Origin of the sequence: Acidovorax sp. YS12, from assembly GCA_021496925.1 — a bacterium.
GTDB lineage: Bacteria > Pseudomonadota > Gammaproteobacteria > Burkholderiales > Burkholderiaceae_C > Paenacidovorax.
Window position 1 is genome coordinate 1,198,547 of record CP053915.1, and the last position, 24,828, is coordinate 1,223,374.

Annotated in this window: 10 protein-coding genes; 5 read left to right on the forward strand and 5 right to left on the reverse strand. The window is 67.5% G+C overall.

Features of this window, described 5'->3' with window-relative positions; translation table 11 throughout:
• Positions 1-14: 14 nt before the first annotated feature.
• The 4 genes from YS110_05440 to YS110_05455 are packed head-to-tail and all read right to left on the reverse strand — an operon-like array spanning position 15 to position 13,607.
• A complete protein-coding gene (locus YS110_05440; protein UJB64237.1) occupies positions 15-4,358 on the reverse strand; it encodes a carboxypeptidase regulatory-like domain-containing protein in 4,344 nt (1,447 codons plus the stop codon).
• An 11-nt stretch (positions 4,359-4,369) separates the two neighbouring features.
• On the reverse strand, positions 4,370-8,128 hold the full coding sequence (locus tag YS110_05445; GenBank protein UJB64238.1) for a hypothetical protein: 3,759 nt from the start codon (positions 8,126-8,128) through the stop codon (positions 4,370-4,372).
• 26 nt (positions 8,129-8,154) lie between these two features.
• The gene (locus YS110_05450; protein UJB64239.1) at positions 8,155-9,096 is read right to left on the reverse strand and encodes a hypothetical protein; all 942 of its coding nucleotides are present in this window, start codon (positions 9,094-9,096) and stop codon (positions 8,155-8,157) included.
• A gap of 11 nt (positions 9,097-9,107) precedes the next feature.
• Positions 9,108-13,607: a DUF11 domain-containing protein gene (locus YS110_05455; GenBank protein ID UJB64240.1), complete on the reverse strand. Its 4,500-nt coding sequence runs from the start codon at positions 13,605-13,607 to the stop codon at positions 9,108-9,110.
• A gap of 506 nt (positions 13,608-14,113) precedes the next feature.
• On the opposite strand from YS110_05455, the gene YS110_05460 reads away from it, so the two are divergent.
• From YS110_05460 to YS110_05475, 4 genes are all read left to right on the forward strand, one after another.
• On the forward strand, positions 14,114-15,982 hold the full coding sequence (locus YS110_05460) for a hypothetical protein (GenBank protein ID UJB64241.1): 1,869 nt from the start codon (positions 14,114-14,116) through the stop codon (positions 15,980-15,982).
• Between the two features lie 106 nt (positions 15,983-16,088).
• Positions 16,089-17,193, forward strand: a protein-coding gene (gene prfB / locus YS110_05465) for a peptide chain release factor 2 (GenBank protein UJB64242.1) whose coding sequence is annotated in 2 segments (ribosomal slippage) — positions 16,089-16,169 and positions 16,171-17,193 — 1,104 coding nt in all. Because the reading frame shifts where the segments join, the coding sequence is not laid out codon by codon here.
• A 9-nt stretch (positions 17,194-17,202) separates the two neighbouring features.
• Positions 17,203-19,923, forward strand: a complete 2,721-nt coding sequence (pepN, locus tag YS110_05470) for an aminopeptidase N (protein ID UJB67362.1) — start codon at positions 17,203-17,205, stop codon at positions 19,921-19,923.
• Between the two features lie 17 nt (positions 19,924-19,940).
• Positions 19,941-20,951, forward strand: coding sequence for a class 1 fructose-bisphosphatase (locus YS110_05475; protein ID UJB64243.1), 1,011 nt, complete (start codon positions 19,941-19,943; stop codon positions 20,949-20,951).
• A 54-nt stretch (positions 20,952-21,005) separates the two neighbouring features.
• On the opposite strand, the gene YS110_05480 is transcribed toward YS110_05475, so the two are convergent.
• Positions 21,006-23,180 (reverse strand): EAL domain-containing protein, encoded by a 2,175-nt coding sequence (locus tag YS110_05480; GenBank protein UJB64244.1) that lies wholly within the window; start codon positions 23,178-23,180, stop codon positions 21,006-21,008.
• A gap of 223 nt (positions 23,181-23,403) precedes the next feature.
• Between YS110_05480 and rimO the strand changes: the two genes are divergently transcribed.
• Positions 23,404-24,816 (forward strand): 30S ribosomal protein S12 methylthiotransferase RimO, encoded by a 1,413-nt coding sequence (gene rimO, locus YS110_05485; protein UJB64245.1) that lies wholly within the window; start codon positions 23,404-23,406, stop codon positions 24,814-24,816.
• Positions 24,817-24,828 lie beyond the last annotated feature (12 nt).

Here is a 24,828-nt window from a genome sequence, read left to right on the forward strand (position 1 = left end):
ATGTTGTTTGTCTGTCAGTTGGCGCCCATGCTGGTGCTAGGGCCGCCTCCTGCGCCACCGCCTCCCGGGCCTGCGGAGCCTCCACCTCCGCCACCGCCGCCCCCTCCTCCGCCCGGGCCGCCTCCGGCCGAACAGTCAGTGCAGGTGGGCATGCAGGTGGGCACCAGGGGCATGGCGCCGCCAGCAGCCCACGCGCCGCCGCCCCAGACGTCTCCAATGCCTGATGTGGGGCCGCTGGTGCCGCCACTGCTGCCAGGCCCGCCGCACCCGCTGCCCGTGACCCGGCTGATGCTGCTGCATGCGCTGCCGCTGCGCTTGTCGCCCGCCGCGCAGTCGTAGTCGTAGGCCACGCACCCTTGCGTCTGGTAGCTGCTGCAACTGGCGGCCTTGGCGGCGGCCTGCACGGTGGCGGCGCTGCTGGCGGTTTTGTCGATGGCCTGGCTGTCACCCGTGCGCAGGAAGGCGCGTATGGCGTTTTGCACCGGGCCGGCGGGCTGCGGGGGTTTGCCGCTGGTGAGTTGCTCGAGCTTGTGCGCGGGCGCCAGGTTCAGCGCCACGCCGCTCTTGAGCGCCTGCAGCGCGGTGATGCGGTACGGGATGCTGACGCGGCTCTTGGCGGCGAGCTGGGTGGGGAGCTGGCCGAAGTATTCGTACTTGTAGTTCGCGTCGCTGGCGGGCAGCGCGTATTGCAGGTTGTCCGCGCGCACCAGGCCGTAGTTGCTCAGGGTGAGTTCGCCGGTGTGTTCTTCGCCTTGCTGCAGCGCGGGCAGGCTGATGCTCATGGGCTCCAGCAGGACGACAGGGGCCGGTACCTGGGTCTGGTACGTGGCGTCGAGCACGATGGCGTATTCGTCCTTGATGGTGGTCTCGGTCACGCTGAATTCGATGCTGACGACCTGGTAGTCGAGGAAGACGCGTTCGTTGGCGGTGACGCCGGGGTACACCGTGAGGCGCCCGCTGGCGTCCTGGTGGCGTGGGGCGCTGGCGCGCCAGCGGTAGTTGCCGGGTGGGATGGCGCTGTATTCGGCGATGCCCTGGGCGTTGCTGGTGGCGCTGCGGATGTCGCCGGTGAGGGCTTCGTTTTGCAGGGTGATGCGTGCGCCGGCCAGGCCTTCCACGGGCTGGCCCTGGGCGTCGAGGGTACCGGTGTAGATGTCCACGAGCTTGAAGCGCGCGGTGCCCTGGCCGTCGCGCGCGACGGCGATGGTGATGGGCACGGTGCCGCCGGCGTCGTTGGCGGCGCTGATGCGCAGTTGCAGCTGGTGGTAGCCGTCGGCCACGTCGGTGCCGGGGCGGGCGGTGATTTGCACCAAGGCGCTTTGCCCCAGGTCGATGGCGCCGATGTCGGGGGCGCTGTCGAGGCTGACCCATGCGGGGGCGGCGCCGCCGCCGCGTGCCTGCAGGGCCACCTGCACGTTTTGCGCGGGGGCGTAGCCTTTGTTGGTGAGGGTGAGTTTGCCGCTGATGCTCTTGCCTTGCTGCACGCCCAGCTCCAGCGCCGTGGGGCTGGGGGTGAGGCCGGGGCGCGCTTCGTGCAGGCGGTAGTCCAGGCGCAGTTCGGCGCGTGGCTGGCTGCCGCTCTCGGTGGCGAAGAGCTTGAGGAGGATGGTGCCGCTCTCGCCCGCGCCGGGGCCGCCGGTGAGCTGGATGTTGACGGGGGCGCTGGTGCCGGCGGCGATGTTGACGGGGCTGCCCAGGTCCAGCGTGATGCCGGGCGGCAGCGCGCCCGAGGGCTGGTCAGCGGCCAGCGCCTGCCAGTGCACGCCGGTGGCGCCGGTGCCGCTGCTGGCCGTGACGCTGAGCTGCGCCGTGCTAGCGAAGCCGCGGATGGCGTTCAGCGTGTACTGCGCGTAGTTCACACCCAGGCGGTTGATGGTGAAGACTGCCTGGGGCGCGTCCTTGGCGTAGGTGGTGACGTCGGGGTGGATCACGCGCACTTCGTAGCTGCCGGCGTCGTTGGCCTGCGGCGCGAAGGTGTAGGCGAAGCGCCCGGCGGCGTCGCTCACCAGGTTGAAGCGCCGCTCGAAGCCCTGCACGCGCAGCACCATGCGCAACGCCGCGTTGGGCATGGGCTGGGCGCCTTCGCTGGAGACGGCTTCGCCCTGGATTTGCACGCTGCTCTGGCCGAAGGAGAGCGCGGGCGTGGCGGTGACGCTGCGCGCCACGTAGGGCGGCGGGGGCGGGGGTGGCGGGGGCACCACCTTCTGCACCTGCACGCTGCGGCTGGCCTGGGCGGTTTTGCCGGCGGTGTTGGTGGCGATGGCCTGCAGGGTGTAGGCGCCGTCGGCCAGCGTGGCGGCGGGCCAGGACACGCTCCAGGGGGCGCTGGTGCGGCTGGCCAGGGGCTGGCCGTTGGCGAGGAATTCCACCTTGGCGATGCCGCCCGCGTCGAGGGCGCTGACTTCGAGCGTGGTATTGGCGCTGAGCACCGCGCCTTCGGGCGGGTTGACGAAGACCACGGTGGGCACGCTGGGCGCGTAGGTGACGGCCACGGCGCTGCTGGCCGGGCCCTGGCCCCGGCTGTTGCTGGCGCGCGCGCTGAGCTGGTGCGTGCCTTCGGCCAGGGTGACCTGGCCGGAGAAGGCGCCGCTGGCGCTGGCGGCCAGGGGGTTGCCGGTGCTCTGGCCGTTCAGGTAGAGCTGCACGCTGGCACCGGGCTGCGCCGTGCCCGCGACGCCGACCTGGGGCACGCTGACCTTGGCTCCGCCCGCCGGGGCGGTGATGGCCGGCGCGGGCGGCGCGTTCATGTCCAGCGTGAAGGGGATGGTGAGCAGCGTCTGGCCGCTGTCGGCGTCGGTGGCGGTGATGGCCAGGGTGTGGGCGCCGTTGGGCAACTGGGCGAAGTCGATGAACTGGCTGGCCGTGGCCGTGGGGGTGTTGGCGTAGGTCTGGCTGTAGAGGGGCGCGCCGTTCACGCTGGCCTGGATGCGCGCCACGCCCACGGGGCTTTGCGCGGTGATGGCGAGCAGGCCGGGGTGGGTGAGCATGGCGTTGGCCACGAGCGGGCTACCGCCAAAGGTGGCGCTGACCACGGCGCTGGGGCCGCCTTGCTTTTGCACGACCACGGAGCGGCTGGTGGTGCTGGTGATGCCGCTGGTGCCGGTGGCCTTGGCGTTGAGCACGTAGGTGCCGTTGGGCACGCTGGCCAAGGCCCAGGTGGTTTGATAAGGGGGCGCATTCCAGAGCGCGAGGCGCTGGGTGCCCAGGAGCAATTCGACACTGGCCACGCCATCGGGGTCGGTGGCGGAGAGGGACACGAGGGTGTCTTGCGCCAGCACAGCCCCGGCGGCAGGCTGATCGATGGTGACAAGCGGGCCCGCCGGGGCGTAGCCGATGGGCTGCGCCAGGGAGAAGATGTTGGCGCTGCCCTGCGCCGTGCGGAACTCGACGTGGAGCATCTTGTCGCCCGGCGTGGACGAAAGGGTGTAGCCGGCGAGCGTGGGCGTGCCCGCCATGTTCTGCCAGGGCTCGGTGGTGAAAGGGGTTTGCTCGGCAATGCGGTACTGCGCGGCCTGCGGGCAGTCCAGCCGCAGCGCGATCTGCCGCGTGCGGGTGAAGTAGCCCGCCGTGGGTGCCATGGTGCAGGTGAGCACGGGCTCGGCCTGCAGGTGCTGGCCGTAATCCACACCCGATGAAACGGCGCTGCCCTGCCCGCCTGGGTTGGCCACTGGGTCGCGCGGGCCGGTGGCGTGGCCCCACCAGTTGCCCTGCGCGCGCACCACGGCGGCAGGCTGGGTATTGCGCACACCGTAGTCGGTGTTGGCGGAGAGGTCGGATGCTTCTACCGCCGGGGCCGCGCCCTGCTCGGCCAGCAAGCCGGTGGCGTTCTGCACCAGGCGCGATTGGGAGAAGCTGGGCGCACCGCTGCCGATAACGCGCACGCCCACGGTGCTGTGCGTGGCCTGCAGGTTGGCGATGCCGTAGCCACCGCCCGGCAGCACCAGGGCCGCACCGCCTTGCACGCCTGCGGGCAGCCCAGTGGAGCCGCCACCGTAGCGCAGGGCCAGGCCGTTGATGCCCAGGGCCTGGGGTGTGACGCTGCCTTCGATCAGCAGGCCGAGCCAGTCGCCCCGCTGGGGCGTACCGGGAGCGGCCCGCACCTGGCCGCCCACCGAGTCGTCGGCCATGCTGGTGAAGGTGACGCCGGCGCCGGTGAAAAGCCGGTCGCGCACCTGCAGGCCCGCGCCGGGGCCGAACTTGACGACCACGCCGTTGGCGATGGTGAGCTGTGCCGGATCAGCGGCATGGGCTGGCGCGGTAGCCAGCGTGCCCACCAGCAGGGCTGCGGCGGCCAGGCTGGCGCGGGCCATGGCAGCAAACGACGTGGCGCAATGGCGCAGACGGATCAGGTTTGGCATGTCTGCGGCCCTCAGGGGTTGACGGTGATGTCACCGCTGGTCACGGGGGCGAAGCCCGGTGCGCTGGCGGTGATGCGGGTAGTGCCAGGGGCTGTGGCGGTGATGGTGCCGTAGGCGGATGTGTTGCTGCCCGCTGACCAAACCACGCTTGATGACACCGTGGCCGCCGAAGGGACGGAACTGGTGAGCGTGATGGTGATGGGCTGGGCCGGAACCGTGTTGGAGTTGTTGTAGATCGCACCCGGCACATAGGCGTGGAAATACGTGGAGGTGAATTTCTGGCCCACGGTCATGCTGCCTGGCAAGGCTGCGATGAATACCAGTTGCGGCGAGACGGTTTCCACGTTGATGGTTGCCGGCTCAAAGCCGGAGGCAGTCGCCTCGATCTGGGTACTGCCAACGTCCACTCCCGTTATCTGAACCGCGGCCTCGGTGCTGCCCGCTGGAATGGTCACCGTGGTGGGCACGGTGCACACGGTTTCCGCCACGCAGCGCAAGCTCACCGTAACGGCATCGGCTCCCGAGGCAACGGTACCGTTGATGACGCGCTGGACGCTCAGCTCCGATGCATAGCTTCGGAGTGATTTGCCAACGATGACCTTGGACTTGTTTTCTGCCTGCGACAACCGCAAGCCTTGGTTGGCCTCGGCCACGGTCTGCACGACGGACTGGCCCAAGGCAATCCCCGCAATGTCTGCGGCCACCCGGTAAGTCCCCGCCTGGGCGGGCTGCGCAACATAGATTGTGTCCGTATAGTTTCTCGATGCACCAATCACAATCTGGTTCACCACCGCACCGCCCGTGGCAGCGTTATAAATACCGCTCACCACCCCCGCAGGCATTTGCTCCGCCAAGCTCAGGCTGACAGTCAGAGGCGAAACAGCGTATTGCGACGTCGAGTAATAGGCACCTGGAACGCTCAGTTGCAAAGTGAAGTTGTCCCGCACGCTGGCCGTCGTGCGGGTGCCGTCCAGATTGCTGAAATTGACGACAGGTGACACCACCTCCACCGGTATCGGCGTAGCCGCTGTCACTCCCTGCGCCGTGGCTTCGATCACGGTGCTGCCAACACCCGTCCCAGTGACAGAAACAACCACCTGACTACTGTCGGCGGGAATCGTCACACTCGCTGGCACGCTACACACGCCGATATCAACGCAGCGCAAGCTCACCGTTAGCGGCTGTGCACCATTGGCCACTACCCCATTGACCACGCGCTGTACATACAACTCTCCCAAGTAGTCATAGTAGTTGTAGCTTCTCAGTCCTTTGCCGACCACGACCTTGGGTTGGTTGTTGGCTTGGGCAAACTTCAGGCCCATGTGGGCCTCGGCCACGGTCTGCACAGCAGACTGGCCCGAGGCAATCCCCGCAATGTCTGCGGCCACCCGGTAAGTCCCCGCCTGGGCGGGCTGCGCAACATAGATTGTGTCCGTATAGTTTCTCGATGCACCAATCACAATCTGGTTCACCACCGCACCGCCCGTGGCAGCGTTATAAATACCGCTCACCACCCCCGCAGGCATTTGCTCCGCCAAGCTCAGGCTGACAGTCAGAGGCGAAACAGCGTATTGCGACGTCGAGTAATAGGCACCTGGAACGCTCAGTTGCAAAGTGAAGTTGTCCCGCACGCTGGCCGTCGTGCGGGTGCCGTCCAGATTGCTGAAATTGACGACAGGTGACACCACCTCCACCGGTATCGGCGTAGCCGCTGTCACTCCCTGCGCCGTGGCCTCAATGACGGTACTGCCGATTCCGACTCCCGTCACAGGAATGGCCGCGTACCCGTTGTTGGCAGCAATCGTTACCGTAGCAGGCACTGTGCAAATGCTCACATCTACACAACGCAAACTAATGGTCAGCGGCTCCGCAGGATTGGAAACCACCCCCTTGACCATGCGCCCCACAAAAAGCTCTGCAGAAGAGTCGTAATAGGTATAGGTGCGCATCCCTTTGCCCACCACCACCTTTGATTGGTTATTCGCCATGAAGAACCTGAGGTCGATCTTCTCGCGCACCAGGACAGGCACGGCCTTATTTATCAACCCCGGAGCCGACAAATTGATCGCCACAGTACCCAGCCCGATTCCTTTCACCGTCAGCGGAACAAGCCCCAGGATCTGCCCCTGCGGCACGAACACCTCTGCCGGGCTCACGGTGGCAATGGCGGGATCGGCCGAAGCCACCTTGACGATGACGCCACCCGGCGGAGCCGCTTTGGACAGGATGACGCGGCGCGTCAGCACCTGGTCGATGCTGAGTGCCAGGTTGCCGCCCGGCTCGATATCGATTCCGATGGCATCGACCCGCACCGTGGCCTGCGCTGCCTGGTAGCCGCTTGCGCTGGCCTGCAAGGTGGTGGAGCCAAGGGCCACACCGGCGACGCTGAAACTGGCCTGGCTGCTGCCCGCCGCGACGGTGACGGTTTCAGGAGCGGAAGCAATGGATGACGCGCCCGTGTTCAGGCTCACGCTGAGGCCGCCTGCAGGCGCGGGCTCGGTCAGCTCCAGCGTTACAGGTGTCTGGGCACCGGGGGCAACCACTACGCTCCCCGGCAGCACCAGCGACTTGCTGCGCACGGTCACCGTCGCCAGGCCAGTGGCAAAGCCTTCGGCCTGGGCGCTGACCCTGCTGACACCCTCGACCAACCCGGTGACCTCGAAACTCGCGCCCTGCTGCCCTGCTGGCACGAACAGGCTTGCGGGGGCACGCACGACGGAGGTGTCGGAACTGCTCAACAGCACGGACAGCCCCCCAGCAGGCGCGGGCTGCGGCAGCTTAAGCAGCATGGGATAGGGCCGCTGAACCCCCACCGTGGGAGCGCCGGGTGCAATCTCCAGCATGGGCAGGTTGACCACTTCCACTTGCGCCACTGCCGTGCCCAGCGCGCTCTGGCTGGCCGTGATGGTGGTGGTGCCCACGGCGTTGGCCTGTACTTCCACGTCAGCACCCGCCTGGCCTGCAGCCACGGTGGCACGGGCCGCCACGGACGCGACGGAAGGCACGCTGCTGGTCAGGTCGACATTGAAGCCTCCCGCCGGAGCCGGTGCATTCAACGACAGGCGCAACACGGCGACCACGCCCGGACTCAACCGGAGCCGGGCGGGGTCGAGGGCCAGCGGCGCCTGGCCCACCTGCACCAGCCCGGACTGCACCAGGTAGGGTATGCCGACCAAACCCCACACGACCTGGCTGCGAATGGTGCCGCTGGGCACGGCGATGGCGTTGAGCGTGTTGCCGCTGGCGCTCAGGCCCTTGCCGATGGGGGACGCGGCAAGGTCGATGCCGATGGCCGGGCCGCTGTGGTTCTGGATGGCGACGTTGTTCAGCACCGGAGACGCGCCTTCGATGACCACGCCGCTGCCGTAGGCGATGCGCACGTTGTCCAGTTGCGTCTGTGCGCTCACGGTTCCGGCCGTGAAGCGCCACTGGCTCCAGTCTCCGGGCGCCGGTGTGGCTGCGTTCGATGTCACCACGATGGGCTGCGCAGCCGTGCCCAAGGCCTGCAACGCACCCCGCCTGAGCGTGAAGCTCGCCCCCGCCTCCATGCGCACTTCCACGCCGGGCTCGATGACCAGGGTGGCGTTGTTGTCGAGGATCACGTCGCCCTGCAGCACGTAGGGCGACTGCGCCGCCCGCCAGGTGGTGGAGGAACCGATCAGGCCCGACACCGGGGTGGCCGCATGCGCATGCGCCATGAGCAACGCCAGGGCACAGCACAGCCGCAAGCACCATTGCAAGAAGTTCACGGGGTTCCAGGTCAAGCGCATGGAGAGGTTTCCGTTGATGGGTTGTTCTAGAAGCCGCATAAACGCGGCAAGGCGTGGCCCGCATGGGCGGCCAGCCGGTGTTGTTGGGCGATGTAGCTGCGGTAGCCATCCAGGCCCCCTTGCAGCCACAGCACGGGCGGTGCCGATGCGGGTTGGGCGGGTTGCCGCTGCTCCCACAGCGCCTGCAGCCGGGCTTGCGCCGCAGCATCGGCGGCCACCGTGAGCCAGGCCGCTGGAGGTGCCGTCTCGCTGGCCGCTGCATCACCCGCCCCCGCAAGCGCCTGGCCCAACGCGCCCAGCCCTGCAGCGTCGGCGGCCGGCAGGGCGAGCACGGGCGGCTGTGCCAGGGCATGCGCATCCTCCGGCGCAATGCCCAAGGTGACGACGCGCCACAAGCCATCGGCCACGCCCTGCCGGTATTCGGCTGCGGATACCACGGTGGGCGGCTGCAGCGGCGTGGCGGCATGCGGGTCGGGCTGCACCGGCATGCCTGCCAGGCGCCAAGCCCGCACGCCGCCGAGGACGACGTGCACCGCGCCGAAACGGCCGCTTTGCCGCCAGGCGGCGCACTGGCGCGACAGTGCGCGCAGGTCGCCCGCGTCGCCCACGGCCAGCAGGTCCAGGCCGCGCAGCGCGGCCTTGTCGGCCACCTCGGCGCGCGGCACGGCCAGTGCGCCCGCCAGGCGCAGGCGCTGGGCCGCCCCGGCTTCGCGCACATCCACCCACGATGCGCCTTGGGCGGCGCGCTGCCGTGCCTCGCTCCAGCCGATCCAGCAGGCGCGCTCGGCCTCGGTGTAGGGCGCGGGGGGTGCCAGCGGCGCCAACGGCATATCGACGGGGTTGGGCGCCTCGGCATCGGCCCGGCGGCAGGTCTGTTCGGCGGGCGCAGGATCGGCCGCAGCCGCGCCTGGCCCGCTGGCCGCCAGCGGCAGGAGCGCTGCCGCGGCCAGGCGCAAGCGCCATTGCATGGGGCGGCCCATCACACCCGGCGGCCGCGCCACCCGGCAACGGCCATCCATGCCAGGACGCAGGACAGCAACGCGACCGCCCAGGGCGCCAGCCCGGGAATGGGGCGCAGCGCCGAGCCGTCGTCCATGCCGATGTCGCCCTGCGCGGGCCCACTCGGGTCGCGGATGGTGCCGTTGGCGACAAGGTCGTCGTCGCCCACCCCGCCGTCGCGGATGGTGTAGGTGACGGTGTTGCCCTGGATGCGCAGGTTGCTGGGCACGTACCAGATGGCGCGGCCGCGCGATGCCGGGGTCTGGCCGTACTTGAGGTAGCCGCTCATGCCGCGCAGGTCGGGCCAGGTCACGCTCACGGTGACTTCGCTGCCGGGCTGGCAGCCCACCAACTCGAAGTCGAACAGGCCGTGCGGTAGCAGGAATTTCTGCAGGGGCGTCCACACGCCCTCGGGCGGCACCATGCGGGTGGCCAGCGGGTTGAACGCGCAGGCATCGCCGCCGCCGCTGACCTGGGCCTGCACGGCACCGGTACCCGTGGCCGTGGTGCCGTCGAATTGCTTGCCCGCGCTGCCCAGGGGCAGGTTGGCCAGGTCGGCGGTCAGCACGGTGGCGGCGCCTGCCGCCGTGATGCGGGCCTGGTGCGTTCCCGGCACCGCGTTGGCGGTGAAAAGGGGCGAAATGGCCATGCCACGGGCATCGGTCACCAGCATGATGCGTTGCAGCCCGCCCGCGAAGGTGGCGCTGGGCCCCGCGTCGGCAAAGGCCATTTCCACGCTGGCACCTGGCACGGCGAGGCCGCTGGCGTCGAGCGCCTGCACGGACAGGGGGACGGCAAAGGCGCTGCCGGCCTGGGTGGCCTGGCCCATGCCGGATACGAGGCGCAAGGCCGCGGGCACCGGCCCCGTGCTGGCGGGCAGGTTGGTCAGCGCAAAGCGGGCTGCCTGCGCCACGCCCTCGACGGAGGCCGTGGCGTGGTAGCTGCCGGCGGTGGCATTGGCCGTGAGCGCCGGGCTTTGCGCCAGGCCCTGGGCGTCGGTGGCAACGTCCTGCGCCTGCGCCAGGGCCTCGAACACGGCTCCGGGCCCTTGCTCGGGCAGCCGGAAACGGACCAGCACGCCCGCCACGGGGTTGCCTTGGCCGTCCACCACCTTGGCCACCAGGGGCGCGCCGAAGGCCATGCCCACGCGGGCGCTTTGGCCCGTGCCGGACTGCACCAGGATCTGCGCCGCACCCGTGTCTGTGCCCGTGCCGGGCTGCCAGCGTGCCTGGGCCAGGCCCATCCAGCGCGCGGCGTCGAGCTGGAGCGCATCGAGGGCCAGGCCATGGGGAGGCTGCGCAAGCTGGCGCAGCGCGCTTTGCAGGGATGCGAGCGCCGTGAGCGCGGCGTCCCAATCGGGGGGCTGCGCCTGCTGCCCGGCGTTGGCAGCAGCAGCGGCGGCGTCGCGCGCATGCTGGATCAGCGCCAGGGTCTGCGGTTCGGCGCCCACGAGCGCCGCCAGGGCGGCGGTGGTTTGCGGGGCGAGCGTATCCAGGCCCACGGTCTGTACAGGCATGTCCTGCGTGGCGAGCACCTGCTGGCCCGTGGCATCCAGCAGCGTGGCCTGGAGCCGCAGGCTGGACGATGCCTGGGGCAGCACCAGGGTGACTTCGCCAGCTTGGGTCTGGCCGGGTGCGAGGCGCATGTTCCACCGCACCTGGCGGGACTGCGCCTGCGACGGCGCGGGCGTGGCGTTTTCGTGGGCCACGCCGTCGGGGATGTCGATGCGCAGGCTGACATCCTGGGCCGCCGTGCTGGCCGGCGCCATGTTCTCCACGGCAGTGCGCAGCGCCAGCCGCGCGCCGGCAAGCGCGGGGTCGCCACGGCCGGCCGGGGTCATGGCCTGCAGCCGTTGGTTCAGGAACCCGTCCCAGAAGGCGGCGGCTGGCCCTTGCAGCGTTTGCAGCACGTCGAAACCAGCCAGCCACGCCTGGCCCAGGCCGAAGCGGTGGCTCACCATGACGGGCTGGTCTCCGCTGCCGCCTTGGGCCAGGACGACGGCGCCAGGCGCCAGGGCCTCCAGGGCGTGCAGCGGCCCTACCGTGGCTTGCGCCAGGGCTTCGCCAGGCAGTTTCAGCGGCTGGCCGCTGCCCATGGACGGCAGCACCAGGCGCGCGCCCAAAACGTCGTCCAGGTGGTGGCTGCGGGGCTGCCCTGCGTCCTCTTCCACGGCCGCGCCTTCGATGACCAGGGTGGCGCCACGGCGCACGGCCGCGCGCACTTCAGCGAGCTGCTGGGCGTCGAGCTTGCCCGCGCCCGCATGCAGCCACAGCAGGTTATAGCGGCCGCCGCGCAGCGCCGTACGCCATGCGGCCGCGTCGGACACCACGGCCAGATGGCGCACCCTTGCCGCCAGTTGGGCATGCGCCTGCTGCTGCAGGCCGGATTCGCACGCGGCCTGCTCCTGCGCGGCGTGCGAGGGGCAGGAGACGAGCATCAGCACGTCGGCATGCGCTGGCAGGCTCTGGGTCAGGCCGAACTGTGCGGGCGCTTCCCCGGCCACTGTGATACCGAGCAGCGCGCTGTTGTTTGCCATCTGCGGGTCCGGGGTCTGGCTGGCGACGCTGGCCGGCCAGGAGATGGCCGCGTCCTTGCCGCCGCTCACGGCGTCGGCCTTCACCGTGAGGGTGAGCGTGGCTTCCTGGCCCTTGGCCAGGTCGCCAATGTTCCACGTGCCGCTGGCATAGCTGCCCAGCGCTGCCGCACTGCCTTGCAGGCTCAGCCCCGCCGGCACGGCCACCTGCGCCGCCACGGACTGCGCCTTGCCTTCGCCCAGGTTGCGCACCGTGGCGGTGACGGTCGTGGTCTCCCCGGCATGCAGCTGCGCGCGCACGGCTTTCAGGGCGATCGACAAGTCGGCCGCCGTTTCGCCGGTGTCCGGCTGGGGCAGGCGCTTGGCAATCCAGTAGCCCTGGGCGGCGGTTCCGGCAGCGAGAACGATGTCCGTGATCGCGCCGGGCTGGGCCGTGCCGCCGGCGGAGCCCGCGGCCCAGGCGCCGTCGATCCACCCGCTCACGGACGCGGCTTCGAGCTGGTAGCGGCCAGGCGCCAGGCCGGTGAAGCTGAAGGCGCCGTCCACGCCGGTATGCGCCGTCACCAGCACGTTGCGCCCCAGCCCATCGACGCCCTTGAGCGTGACGGCCAGATTGCCCTCGGCGGCCTCCCCGGCGTCACGTGTGCCGTTGCCATTGGCGTCGCGGTAGGCCAGGCCGGAGAGCGTGGCACTGGTGCCGCCTTGCGCGAATTCCAGCGTGTAGTCGCCGGTGGAGCCGCTGTCGAAAATGTGGAGGAAGTGCGACCAGCTCAGGTCGGCATTGCGGGTCTTGGAGAGCCAGTGGTTCTGCGGCGGCAGCACCTTGCCATCGCTGCGCACCACGCGGGCGATGGACAAGGCGCCCCCATGGGGATCGGCCACCTTGGCATGCACCAGGCCGGGGGACGGTGCGAAGGTCAGCCGCAGCTTGCCGCCGCTGGCGCTGGCAAGCCCGGCCTGGCGCGACACGTCGGCCACGGAGGCATCGCCACCCAGGGAGTCGTACACATGCACGTCGCTGCCGGCCTCGGCCAGGAAGTCCAGCACGTCGTCGTGTCCCGGCAGGTCGATCAGCACGTCATGCACCAGCCTGTGGGTGCGCACGCCCTGGATCAAGGAGGTGACCGCCCCGCCCAGCGAATCCGCATGGGTGTAGCTGGCGTCGAATTCCGTGAAGCGCCCCGACAGGGACGTCTGCATGGCCCAGCGCCCCATGCGGGCCTGCTGCCCGGGAATATCGCCAAAATCCAGCAGCAGGCTCTTGCCCTGCATGGCATTGCCGACGTAGCCGCCCAATATCTGGAAGTCGATCAGCAGCCCCTGCCTGTTTTCGACGATTTTTGGCTGTGCCGATTCAATGCTGGTCTTGGCCGAAATGCCGGCTCCGGCATTGAGAATGCGCACGCCCAAGGTGAATGGCACGGGAGGCTCGGTTTCGGGCGTGAAGGGGTCGTCGCCATACACGTCCCCGGGCAGAAAATAATCGAGCGCCAGCGACGGCTGGGGGCGCACGACCACATAGTCGGGAGTGACCTCCACGGTGGTGGTTGCCCCGTCCAGGGTATAGGTGACCCTGGCTCCCACGTAATACATGCGGCCGGAGGCGGTGTCCCCACCGGCCCCCTGCGCCGGAATGATGAGCCAATGGACATCGGCCGTGCTCTTGGGTGCGATGCTTGCTGAACCGTCCAGGGCGCCCAGGCCCGTGATCTGGTCGGTACGCTGAAAGAAAACCGCCCCCACGGCATTCGGGTCGGTGGTGACGGCCACCGGCTGCTGGTTCTGGTCGAGGTAGGTCAGCTCGATCTTGACGTTGCCGAGCGCGCTGGCATCCATGCCGTTGCGAATCACCATGCGTGCATCGAATGCCTGGCGTTCCAGCGAGAGTTTCTGTTCGATGACGATCTTGACTTCCGCGCAATCGGCATCCTGCGCCCGCGCCGTCAAGGGCCACCCTGCCAGCCATAGAAGCAGGAAACAACACGCCAGCCACCAAGGCGCCATGCGGTGCGCGGCCACCAGGCCCAATGCTCGGAATCTTTCCATACGCCTCCCCTTTGCTCCATGGTTTTATGCACGAATGGCTGTCATGGATACAGCGGAAAATACAAACCGCGCCTCTTTCCCCAAGAGGCCGATTCAATTCCGGAGGGCATTTGATATTCAAACCACCCATTCGATGTTGATTTACCGCAAATCCACGAACCAATGGGTGGGGCGTATCAGCTCTGCGATAAACCTGCGCTGCAGATATGAGAAATACCCTTTTGGCGGGGATGCTTGCGCTGTCCTTGCGAGATGGCGGGGGGTGCAGAGGCCACCGATTCCTGGGCGGCCTTTCCGGTGAAAAAAGGCGCCAACTTCCGTGGCCGTGCGTAATGCATTTGTACGATAGACGCCCCTGGCCCCGTTATCCAGACTCCAACGCACTCTCCAACACCAAGGATCTCCGCATGAAACGACGTACCCTGCTCCAGCACACCGGTGCCCTGCCCCTGCTGGGCCTGCTCACTGCCTGCGGCGGCAGCGGCCCCAGCGATGATTTACCGAGCACGGCGCAGACCACGCTGCTGGTGTATCTGGTGGCCTCGGACCTGCTGGATGGCAGCGGCGCCGAGCGCGACCTGCTCAACATGCTCAAGGCACACAACAGCGCCAACGTGAGCGTGGTGCTGCAGATCGGCGGCGGCGCCACGGCAGGCCAGTACCCGGGCATCGACATGCAGGAAACGCGCCGCTACCGCCTGGTGCCGCGCGCGGGCACGGCCGAAGGCTGGGCGCTGCAGGCCCTGCCCGATGTCCAGCAGCCGCCCGCCGTGGCCATGAACCTGCCGCAGACGCTGCAGGATTTCATCCAGTGGGGCACGCGCCTGTTCCCGGCCAGGCAGTACGCATTGGCGCTGTGGGACCATGGCGGCGGCCCCATCCACGGCTTCGGCAACGACAAGGCCCTGGGTGGCGGCAAGGCACTGTCGCTGGCGGACATTGCCTCGGCGCTGAAGAACGCGGGCGTGGGCTTCGAGCTGATCGGCTTCGACTGCTGCCTGATGGCCAGCCTGGAGGTGGCCTCGGGCCTGGCCCCGCACGGCCGCTACCTGGTGGGCTCCGAGGAGGTCACCACCGGCTGGGACTGGACCAAGGTGGTGGATTTCATCGCAGCCAACCCGCAAGCCAGGGGAGACGCCCTGGGCCGCGCCATCGTGGACAGCTACAAGGCGTTCGACGAAACCGGCCCGCTGGATTTCACGGCCTACTCGGTCTCCGATCTGGGCAAGACCGCGGCGCTGGTGCAGGTGCTGGACCAGGTGGCGCTCACGCTCCAGAGCGCCATTGCCTCCCAGGGGCTGCAAGCCTGGTGGGCCATCGCCGTGGCGCGGCGCGCGGCGCAGGACTTCCAGTCCAATCTGTTCCAGACCCAGGCGGATCTGGTGGACGTGAAGTCATGGATCCATGAACTTGCCAAGGTGGACATGCTGCCTTCGGCGCTGGTCAGCCAGTTCGACGCGGCCTTCGGCGCGATGGTGGTGCACGCCGATGGCGGCGAAGACGACGCCCACGGCCTGATGATGTACTTCCCGCTCTACTCCACGCTGAATGTCCAGCTGCTGGCGAAATACCGCGCGGTGCCGTTCTCATCGACCTACCACGCGCTCATCGATACCTATACGGCCTTTGCCGCCAGCGACCAGATGCCGTACATCGGCGTGGGCACGCCCCGCATCGAGGGCGGCGTGGCCGTGGCCGACGTGCGTACGGTGCCCCGCCCCACGCAACCAAAGGCGCTGCCGGTGCTGACGCGCCCGTTCGACGAAGGCTTTTGCGCCCTGGCCGTGGACGGCATGGCGGTGTCGATGCAGGCGGCCACCGTCCAGGACCAGCAGATACGCATGGCGCGCTACCAGCTCTGGCCCATGGTGCAAGGCCAGTTCGTCACGCTGCTGCCGGAAGACCCGCAGGACGACAGCCTGTTCCAGATTCCCGTGCTGCGGGTGGACGGCGGCCGCGACGACAACGGCCTGCTGATGGCCATGCGCGAAAGCGACGGCCGCCTGCGCATCCGCTGGTTCGTCGCGCACGACACGCTGGCGGGCTCCTCCGCCGCCATGCTCACGCTGTCCCCTGGCGAGCAGTACCAGCCGCAGCGCCTGAACCTGGAAACCCACGCCTGGGAACCCGCCGACGTCACCCTCACGGTGCCCGCGGGCGACTGGCTGGTGACCTTGCAGACTGCCCCGGCCCCGGTGGAGTACTACACCCTGCACATGGTGGCGTCGGACCTGACCGGCCAGTTGCGCAGCTCGGCCCCCGGGCTCGTGCTCTAACCCCAGCCCCCCGCCGCGCGCCCATGCCACGCTGCGCGCCGGGGGGAAAGGCATCCCATGAGAAAATCGCGGGTTATTTCACGTCAAGAATCAGGACACCCGCACCATGGAAGCAGAACGCACCAACCTCATCGGCACCACCCTCGAAGACCTGTCGAGCCGGACGCAAGAGTTACGGAGGTATCTTTGACTACGATGCCAAGTACGAACGCCTGCGCACGGTAAACGCCTCGCTGGAAGACCCCGGCGTCTGGAACGACCCGAAGAAAGCCCAGGAACTGGGCAAGGAAAAGAAGTCGCTCGACGCCGTGGTGCTGACGCTGCAAAAGCTCACCGCCGAACTGGCCGACAACGCCGAGCTCTACGAAATGAGCAAGGAGGAAGGCGATGACACCGGCCTGGAAACGATCGAGGCCGAGACCGCCAAGCTGCGCCCGCTGATCGAGGAGCTGGAATTCCGCCGCATGTTCAGCAACGAGGCCGATCCGCTGAACTGCTTCGTGGACATCCAGGCCGGCGCTGGCGGCACCGAGGCCTGCGACTGGGCCAGCATGCTGCTGCGCCAGTACCTGAAGTACGCCGAGCGCAAGGGCTTCAAGGCCACGGTGGAAGATGAAACCCCCGGCGACGTAGCGGGCATCAAGAGCGCGACGATCAAGATCGAGGGCGAGTACGCCTACGGCCTGCTGCGCACCGAAACCGGCGTGCACCGCCTGGTGCGCAAGAGCCCGTTCGACAGCTCGGGCGGGCGCCACACCTCGTTCGCCTCGCTGTTCGTCTACCCCGAGATCGACGACTCCATCGAGATCAACATCAACCCCGCCGACGTGCGCACCGACACCTTCCGCGCTTCCGGCGCGGGCGGCCAGCACATCAACAAGACCGATTCGGCCGTGCGCCTGACGCACATCCCCACCGGCATCGTGGTGCAGTGCCAGGACGGGCGCAGCCAGCATTCCAACCGCGACGTGGCCTGGCAGCGCCTGCGCTCGCGCCTGTACGACTTCGAGATGCGCAAGCGCATGGAAGAGCAGCAAAAGCTCGAAGACACAAAGACCGACGTGGGCTGGGGCCACCAGATCCGCTCGTACGTGCTGGACAACAGCCGCATCAAGGATCTGCGCACCAACGTCGAAGTCTCCGCCACGCAAAAAGTGCTGGACGGCGACCTGGACGTGTTCATCGAAGCCTCGCTCAAGCAGGGCGTTTAAGGAAGCATGATGAAAGAAGGACAAGCCACCGCCACCCACCGGCTCGACTATGCGCCTCCGGCGTACTGGATCGACACGGTGGATCTTGCATTCGACCTCGACCCCGCCAAGACCCGCGTGCTGAACAGGATGCGCCTGCGCCGCAACCCAGCCGTGGCGCCCCAGCCCCTGCGCCTCGATGGCGAGGAGCTGAACCTGGCGCGCGTGCTGGTCAACGGCAGCGGCACCTCGTTCAAGATGGAAGGCGGCCAACTGGTGCTGGAGAACCTGCCCGAAGGCGACGCGCCTTTCGAGCTGGAGATCTTCACCACCTGCGCCCCGGCCAAGAACACCCAGCTGTCGGGCCTGTACGTGAGCGGCGACGCCTTCTTCACGCAGTGCGAGGCCGAGGGCTTCCGGCGCATCACCTACTTCCTCGACCGGCCCGACGTGATGGCCAGCTACACCGTCACCCTGCGCGCCGACAAAGCCGCGTATCCGGTGCTGCTGTCCAACGGCAACCTGGTGGACAGCGGCGCGCTGGAAGACGGCCCCAACGGTCCCCGGCATTTCGCCAAATGGGCCGATCCGCACAAGAAGCCCTGCTACCTGTTCGCCCTGGTAGCCGGCAAGCTGGTAGCGCGCGAGCAGAAGATCAAGAGCCGCGCGGGCCGCGACCACCTGCTGCAGGTGTACGTGCGCCCCGGCGACCTGGAGAAGACCGAGCACGCGATGAACTCGCTCATGGCCAGCATCGCCTGGGACGAGGCGCGCTTCGGCCTGAGCCTGGACCTGGACCGCTTCATGATCGTCGCCACCAGCGACTTCAACATGGGCGCGATGGAGAACAAGGGCCTGAACGTCTTCAACACCAAGTTCGTGCTGGCCAGCCAGTCCACCGCCACCGATGTCGATTTCGCCAACATCGAGAGCGTGGTCGGCCACGAGTACTTCCATAACTGGACGGGCAACCGCGTCACCTGCCGCGACTGGTTCCAGCTCTCGCTGAAAGAGGGCCTGACGGTGTTCCGCGACCAGGAATTCAGCATGGACATGGCGGGCTCCCCTTCGGCGCGCGCCGTCAAGCGCATTGAGGACGTGCGCGTGCTGCGCACCGTGCAGTTCCCAGAGGACGCGGGCCCCATGGCCCACCCGGTGCGGCCCGACAGCTACGTCGAGATCAACAACTTCTACACCGTCACCATCTACGAGAAGGGTGCCGAGGTGGTGCGCATGCAGCACAACCTGGTGGGCCGCGAGGGCTTCGCCAAGGGCATGAAGCTCTACTTCGAGCGCCACGACGGCCAGGCCGTGGCCTGCGACGACTTCGCCCAGGCCATGGCCGATGCGAATCCCGGCAGCGAGCTGGCACAGCGCCTGGACCCGTTCAAGCGCTGGTACAGCCAGGCCGGTACGCCGCGCGTGCAGGCCGAGGGGCACTATGACGCCACCGCCCGCAGCTACACGCTCACGCTCACGCAAAGCTGCCCCGCCACGCCAGGCCAGCCCGGGAAGCTGCCCTTCGTCATCCCCGTCACGCTGGGTCTGCTGGCGCCCGACGGCACCGCCCTGCCCCTGCAACTGGCAGACGAAGCCGTGCCCGGTGCCGCCGAGCGCACCGTGGTGCTGGCCGAGCCGCAACTGACGCTCACCTTCGTGAACATTGACAGCGCGCCCGTGCCCTCGCTGCTGCGCGGCTTCAGCGCCCCGGTGGTGCTGGACTGCGCCTACAGCGATGCCGAGCTGCTGACCCTGCTGGCCCACGACGGCGATGCCTTCAACCGCTGGGAAGCGGGCCAGCGCCTGGCGCTGCGCGTTGCTATCAATGCAATAGCTGCTAGCGCAAGCCAGGAAAGCGCTGGAGCCGAAAAACTCTTGCAACCCGCGTTCGTGCAGGCCATGCGCGACGTGCTGCGCCACCCGCAGCTCGACGCCGCGTTCAAGGAGCTGGTGCTCACCCTGCCCTCCGAGGCCTACATCGCCGAGCAGCTCGGCGAGGTCGATCCGCAGCGCGTGCATGCGGTGCGCGAAGCCATGCGCGCCCAGTTGGCCCAGGAGCTGCACGCCGACTGGGCCTGGGCCTGGGAACAGCACCAGGACTGCGGCGCCTACCGGCCCGACGCTGTGAGCAGCGGCCGCCGCGCGCTGGCGGGCCTGGCGCTGTCCATGCTGTGCCTGGCGGCCCGCGCCAGCGGGGACACGGTATGGCCCGGGAAGACCTACCAGCGCTTCAAGATCGCTGCGAACATGACCGACCGCTTCAACGCGCTGTCGGCCCTGGTCGGCAGCGGCCACGCACTGGCCCAGCCGGCGCTGGCGCGTTTCCATGCCCTGTTCAAGGACGAGGCGCTGGTCATCGACAAGTGGTTCGCCCTGCAGGCCAGTGCGCCAGACCGTGGCGGCGACGTGCTGCCCGCCGTGCGCCAGCTCATGAAGCACCCGCAGTTCTCGCTCAAGAACCCCAACCGCGCGCGCAGCGTGATCTTCAGCTACTGCAGCGCCAACCCGGGCGCCTTCCACCGCGCGGACGCGGCGGGCTACGTGTTCTGGGCTGATCGCGTGCTGGAACTCGACGCCCTCAACCCCCAGGTGGCCGCCCGCCTGTCGCGCGCGCTGGACCGCTGGCGCAAGCTCGCCGAGCCCTACCGCACCGCCGCCCGCGAAGCCATTGCCCGCGTGGCCGCCAAGCCCGACCTGTCCAACGACGTGCGTGAAGTCGTGACGCGCGCGCTGGCCGACGGGACCGATTGACCAAGGAGTTTGAAACCATGAAGCAAAAGAACATCAGCCTGACCCGCTACCTGGTGGAGCAGCAGCGCGTGGACGGCCTCATTCCCGGCCAGCTGCGCCTGCTGCTCGAAGTGGTGGCGCGCGCCTGCAAGCGCATCGCCCTCGCCGTCAACAAGGGCGAGCTGGGCGAAGTCATGGGCTCCGCCGGCACCGAGAACATCCAGGGCGAAGTACAGAAGAAGCTGGACATCATCGCCAACGAAACCCTGATCGAAGCCAACGAATGGGGCGGCCACCTCGCCGCCATGGCCAGCGAGGAGATGGAAGGCATCTACCTGGTGCCCAACCGCTACCCGCTGGGCGAATACCTGCTGATGTTCGACCCGCTCGACGGTTCGTCCAACATCGACGTCAACGTCAGCATCGGCACCATCTTCAGCGTGCTCAAGAAACCCGAGGGCCACCCGGGCGTGACCGAGGACGACTTCATGCAGCCCGGCAACCAGCAGGTCGCCGCCGGCTACTGCATCTACGGCCCGCAGACCACGCTGGTGCTCACGGTGGGCGACGGCGTGGCCATGTTCACGCTGGACCGCGAGCAGGGCTCCTTCGTGCTCACGCGCGAGAACGTGCGCATTCCCGAGGACACCAAGGAATTCGCCATCAACATGAGCAACATGCGCCACTGGGACGAGCCCGTGCGCCGCTACATCGACGAATGCCTGCAGGGCAAGGAAGGCCCGCGCGGCAAGGACTTCAACATGCGCTGGATCGCCAGCATGGTGTCCGACGTGCACCGCATCCTGTGCCGCGGCGGCGTCTTCATGTACCCCTGGGACAAGCGCGAACCCAACAAGCCCGGCAAGCTGCGCCTGATGTACGAGGCCAACCCCATGGGCTGGCTCATCGAACAGGCCGGCGGCGCGGCCACCAACGGACGCCAGCGCATCCTGGACATCCAGCCCACGCAACTGCACGAACGCGTGAGCGTGATCCTGGGCTCGAAAAATGAAGTGGAACGCGTGACGAGCTACCACAACGGCGCATAAGCGCCACGCTGGGCGTGTTATGAGCCTGGGCTTGCCCCGAGCTCGTAACCCGCGCTAGGACCGCCCGGCAAGCCGATCAAAGTACGAGGCGAACGATTCCGCCGGCATCGGTTTCCCGAAAAGATAACCCTGCGCCTCCTTGCAGCCATACTGGCGCAGCTTTTCCCGTTGCGCCTCCGTCTCGACGCCTTCGGCGATCACCTCCAGATCGAAATTGCGTGCGATGTCGAGGATGGCCCGCACAACCGCGTCGTCCTGCCGTGACTCCAGGATCTGCTGTACGAAGGCGCGGTCAATCTTGAGGCGCGTCAACGGATAATGCTTGAGCAGGCTGAGCGATGCGTATCCGGTGCCGAAATCATCAAAGGCGATGCCGACGCCAATACCGTGCAGCGCCCGCAGCGGAGGAAGTACGATTTCTTCATTATCGAGTGCAATGTTCTCGGTGATCTCCAACTCCAGCGCGTGTGGAGGGAGCCTGTGCCGAGCAAGGGCATCCATCACCTTCTGCGACAGGTCTCCTGCCCGGAACTGTATGCCGAACAAATTCACCCCGATGCGAAAACGCTCCATGCCTGCTTTTCGCCAAAGCGCTGCCTGAGCGCAAGCGGTATCCAGAATCCAGTCTCCCACGGTCACCGCCAGCGGACCGCTCTCCAGCATGGGGAGAAATTCTCCGGGCGCGAGCAACCCGCGTTGCGGATGCGCCCAGCGGATCAACGCCTCGGCCCCGACAAGCGCGCCATCTTCGATATGGACTTGCGGCTGGTAGTGGAGCCGCAATTCACCGTTGTCCACTGCACGGTGCAGTTCGCTGTCGTACAGCCTGCGCGCGCTGGCGGCGGCCCGCAGCGCGGGCACGAAAACAGAGGCATGCCCCTTCAGTGCCCCCTTGGCATGGAAAAGCGCAAGGTCGGCATTCTCAATCAGCTCGATCGCTTCTGCCGCATGCCGTGGCGCCAAGGCAATACCACAACTGACGGCGACATGCACGTCTTGTCCATCGATGCCAATGGGGCGATTGATCGCCATGATCGCTTCGTCGGCAACTTGCTGGGCCTCCTTCACACTGTCCACATCGGAAAGATGGAATGCGAACTCATCGCCACCGATGCGTGCGACGACATCGCCAGGCCGGGCCACATTGCGCAACCGGTCGCCAATCTCGCAGAGGATGCGGTCGCCAACGGAGTGCCCGAGGGTATCGTTGATGTCCTTGAAATCATCCAGATCCAGCACCAGTGCCGCACTCACCCGGCCTGCAGCAATGCTGTCTTGAATCGACCGGTGGTAAAGCCCGCGGTTGGCCAGGCCCGTCAACATATCGAAATTGGCCAAGCGGGTCAGTTCCTCCTGCTGCCGCAGCCGTTCGCTGATGTCCTGGACAATGGCGCCAAACCGGATGCGGCCCTGCTCTTCCCAATAGGAAGCCGCCAATTCCGCGGGAAATTCGGAACCATTCTTGCGCAGGCCCGTGACTTCAATCGGCGTGCTCGATTGAATCTTCCGAAATGCCACCGCACTGGCAATGCGCAAACGGAACGCTGCCCGCTGGTGTTCAGGCATGAGTATTTCGATGCTGCGTCCCATCAATTCGGCGGGCTGGTAGCCAAACATTCTGGTGGCCGCAGCATTCCACGCAATGATCCGGCAGTCCCCGCCAAATGACACGATTGCCGATGGCGAATGTTCGGCCAAGGCATCGAAGCGGGATGCTCCCTGGTGTCCCGCCATCTCGATGCGCCGCAATTCCAGCTTGTCGCAAACGATGCGGGCCAGTTCACGCATGGCGCTCTTGTCGGCGTCCGATAGCCCGGCGCGGGGCTGATGGTCTATGACGCACAGCGCGCCCAGAGGAAACCCGTTGGGAGATATCAAGGGCACACCGGCATAAAACCTGATGCCCGACTCCCCTTGCACCAGGGGATTGTCATGAAAACGCTCGTCGTGCAGCGCATCGGGCACGACCATCACATCGTCCTGGGCAATGGCGTGGGCACAGAACGACACGTCCCTGCGCATATCGGCTTCGGCAATGCCGCTGCTGGCGGCAAAGAACACATGGTCATTCCCGACCATATTCACCACGGAAACCGGGGTATTGAAAATCCGGGTGGCCATGGATACCACAGGCCCCAGGCTGGGAAGCTCCTTGCCCTCGTCGAACTCGTACTCCGCCAATGCCGCCAGGCGCTGCGGTTCGTTATCGAGAATGGGTGGGCATCGCATGGGCTTCCTCCCGAAAAAGTGCGGCCCAATTTAGCGTAAACCTCTCCCTGCCTCAAGTTGATTTGGCCTTGCGCCGAATAATGAGGGCTCAATTACAGAAGTGGGCAGCATGATGCATTGGGCACACCCCTGCGGGTTGGGCCGTCGGCCTCCCGGGCAATCCGGCGGCCTGGCATAAAATACCGCCCCCACCTCATCCGCCAGGCCGCCCTGCGGAATTCCAATGAATTCAAATGCTTACGACGCAGCCGCGACTTCTGCGGCCGCCAAGACACCCAAGGTCGGGTTCGTCTCCCTCGGATGCCCGAAGGCGCTCACCGACTCCGAACTCATCCTCACGCAGCTCTCCGCCGAGGGCTACCAGACCTCCAAGACGTTCGAGGGCGCGGATCTGGTGATCGTCAACACCTGCGGCTTCATCGACGATGCCGTGAAGGAAAGCCTCGACACCATCGGCGAAGCGCTGGCCGAGAACGGCAAGGTCATCGTCACGGGTTGCCTGGGTGCGCGCGCCGACGATGGCGGCGGCAACCTGGTGAAGGGCGTGCACCCGAGCGTGCTCGCCGTCACGGGCCCGCATGCCACGCAGGAGGTGATGGAGGCCGTCCACACCCACCTGCCCAAGCCGCACGACCCGTTCCTCGACCTGGTGCCCGGCGCCTTTGGCGAGGCGGGCATCAAGCTCACGCCGCGCCACTATGCCTACCTCAAGATCAGCGAGGGCTGCAACCACCGCTGCACGTTCTGCATCATCCCCTCGATGCGCGGCGACCTGGTGTCGCGCCCCGTGGGCGACGTGCTCAAGGAGGCCAAGGCGCTGTTCGAGGGCGGGGTGAAGGAGCTGCTGGTCATCAGCCAGGACACCTCGGCCTACGGCGTGGACATGAAGTACCGCACCGGCTTCTGGGATGGCAAGCCGGTCAAGACACGGACGCTGGAGCTGGTGCGCACGCTGGGCGAGATTGCCGCGCCCTACGGTGCCTGGGTGCGCCTGCACTACGTGTACCCGTACCCGAGCGTGGACGACATCATTCCGCTCATGGCCGAAGGGCTGGTGCTGCCCTACCTGGACGTGCCCTTCCAGCACAGCCACCCCGACGTGCTCAAGCGCATGAAGCGCCCGGCCAGCGGCGAGAAGAACCTCGAGCGCATCCAGCGCTGGCGCGCCATGTGCCCGGACCTGGTGATCCGCAGCACCTTCATCGCCGGCTTCCCCGGCGAGACGGAAGAAGAATTCCAGCACCTGCTCGACTTCATGCGCGAGGCGCAGATCGATCGTGCGGGCTGCTTCGCCTACAGCGATGTGCATGGCGCCGACGCCAACCACCTGCCCGGCATGCTGCCGCAGGAGGAGCGCGAGGCGCGGCGCGCGCGCTTCATGGCCGTGGCCGAGGAGGTCTCCACCGCCAAGCTGCGCGGCCGTGTGGGCGCCACCATGCAGGTGCTGGTGGACCATGCCCCGGCCATGGGCCGCAAGGGCGGGCGCGGGCGCAGCTATGCCGATGCGCCCGAGATCGATGGCGTGGTGCACCTGCTGCCGCCCGAGAAGATCAGCAAGCAGTTCAAGGTGGGCGACTTCGTGCGCGCGCGCATCGTCCAGGCGCAGGGGCATGACCTCGTTGCGCAGCCGGTCTGAAACTTCATTTTT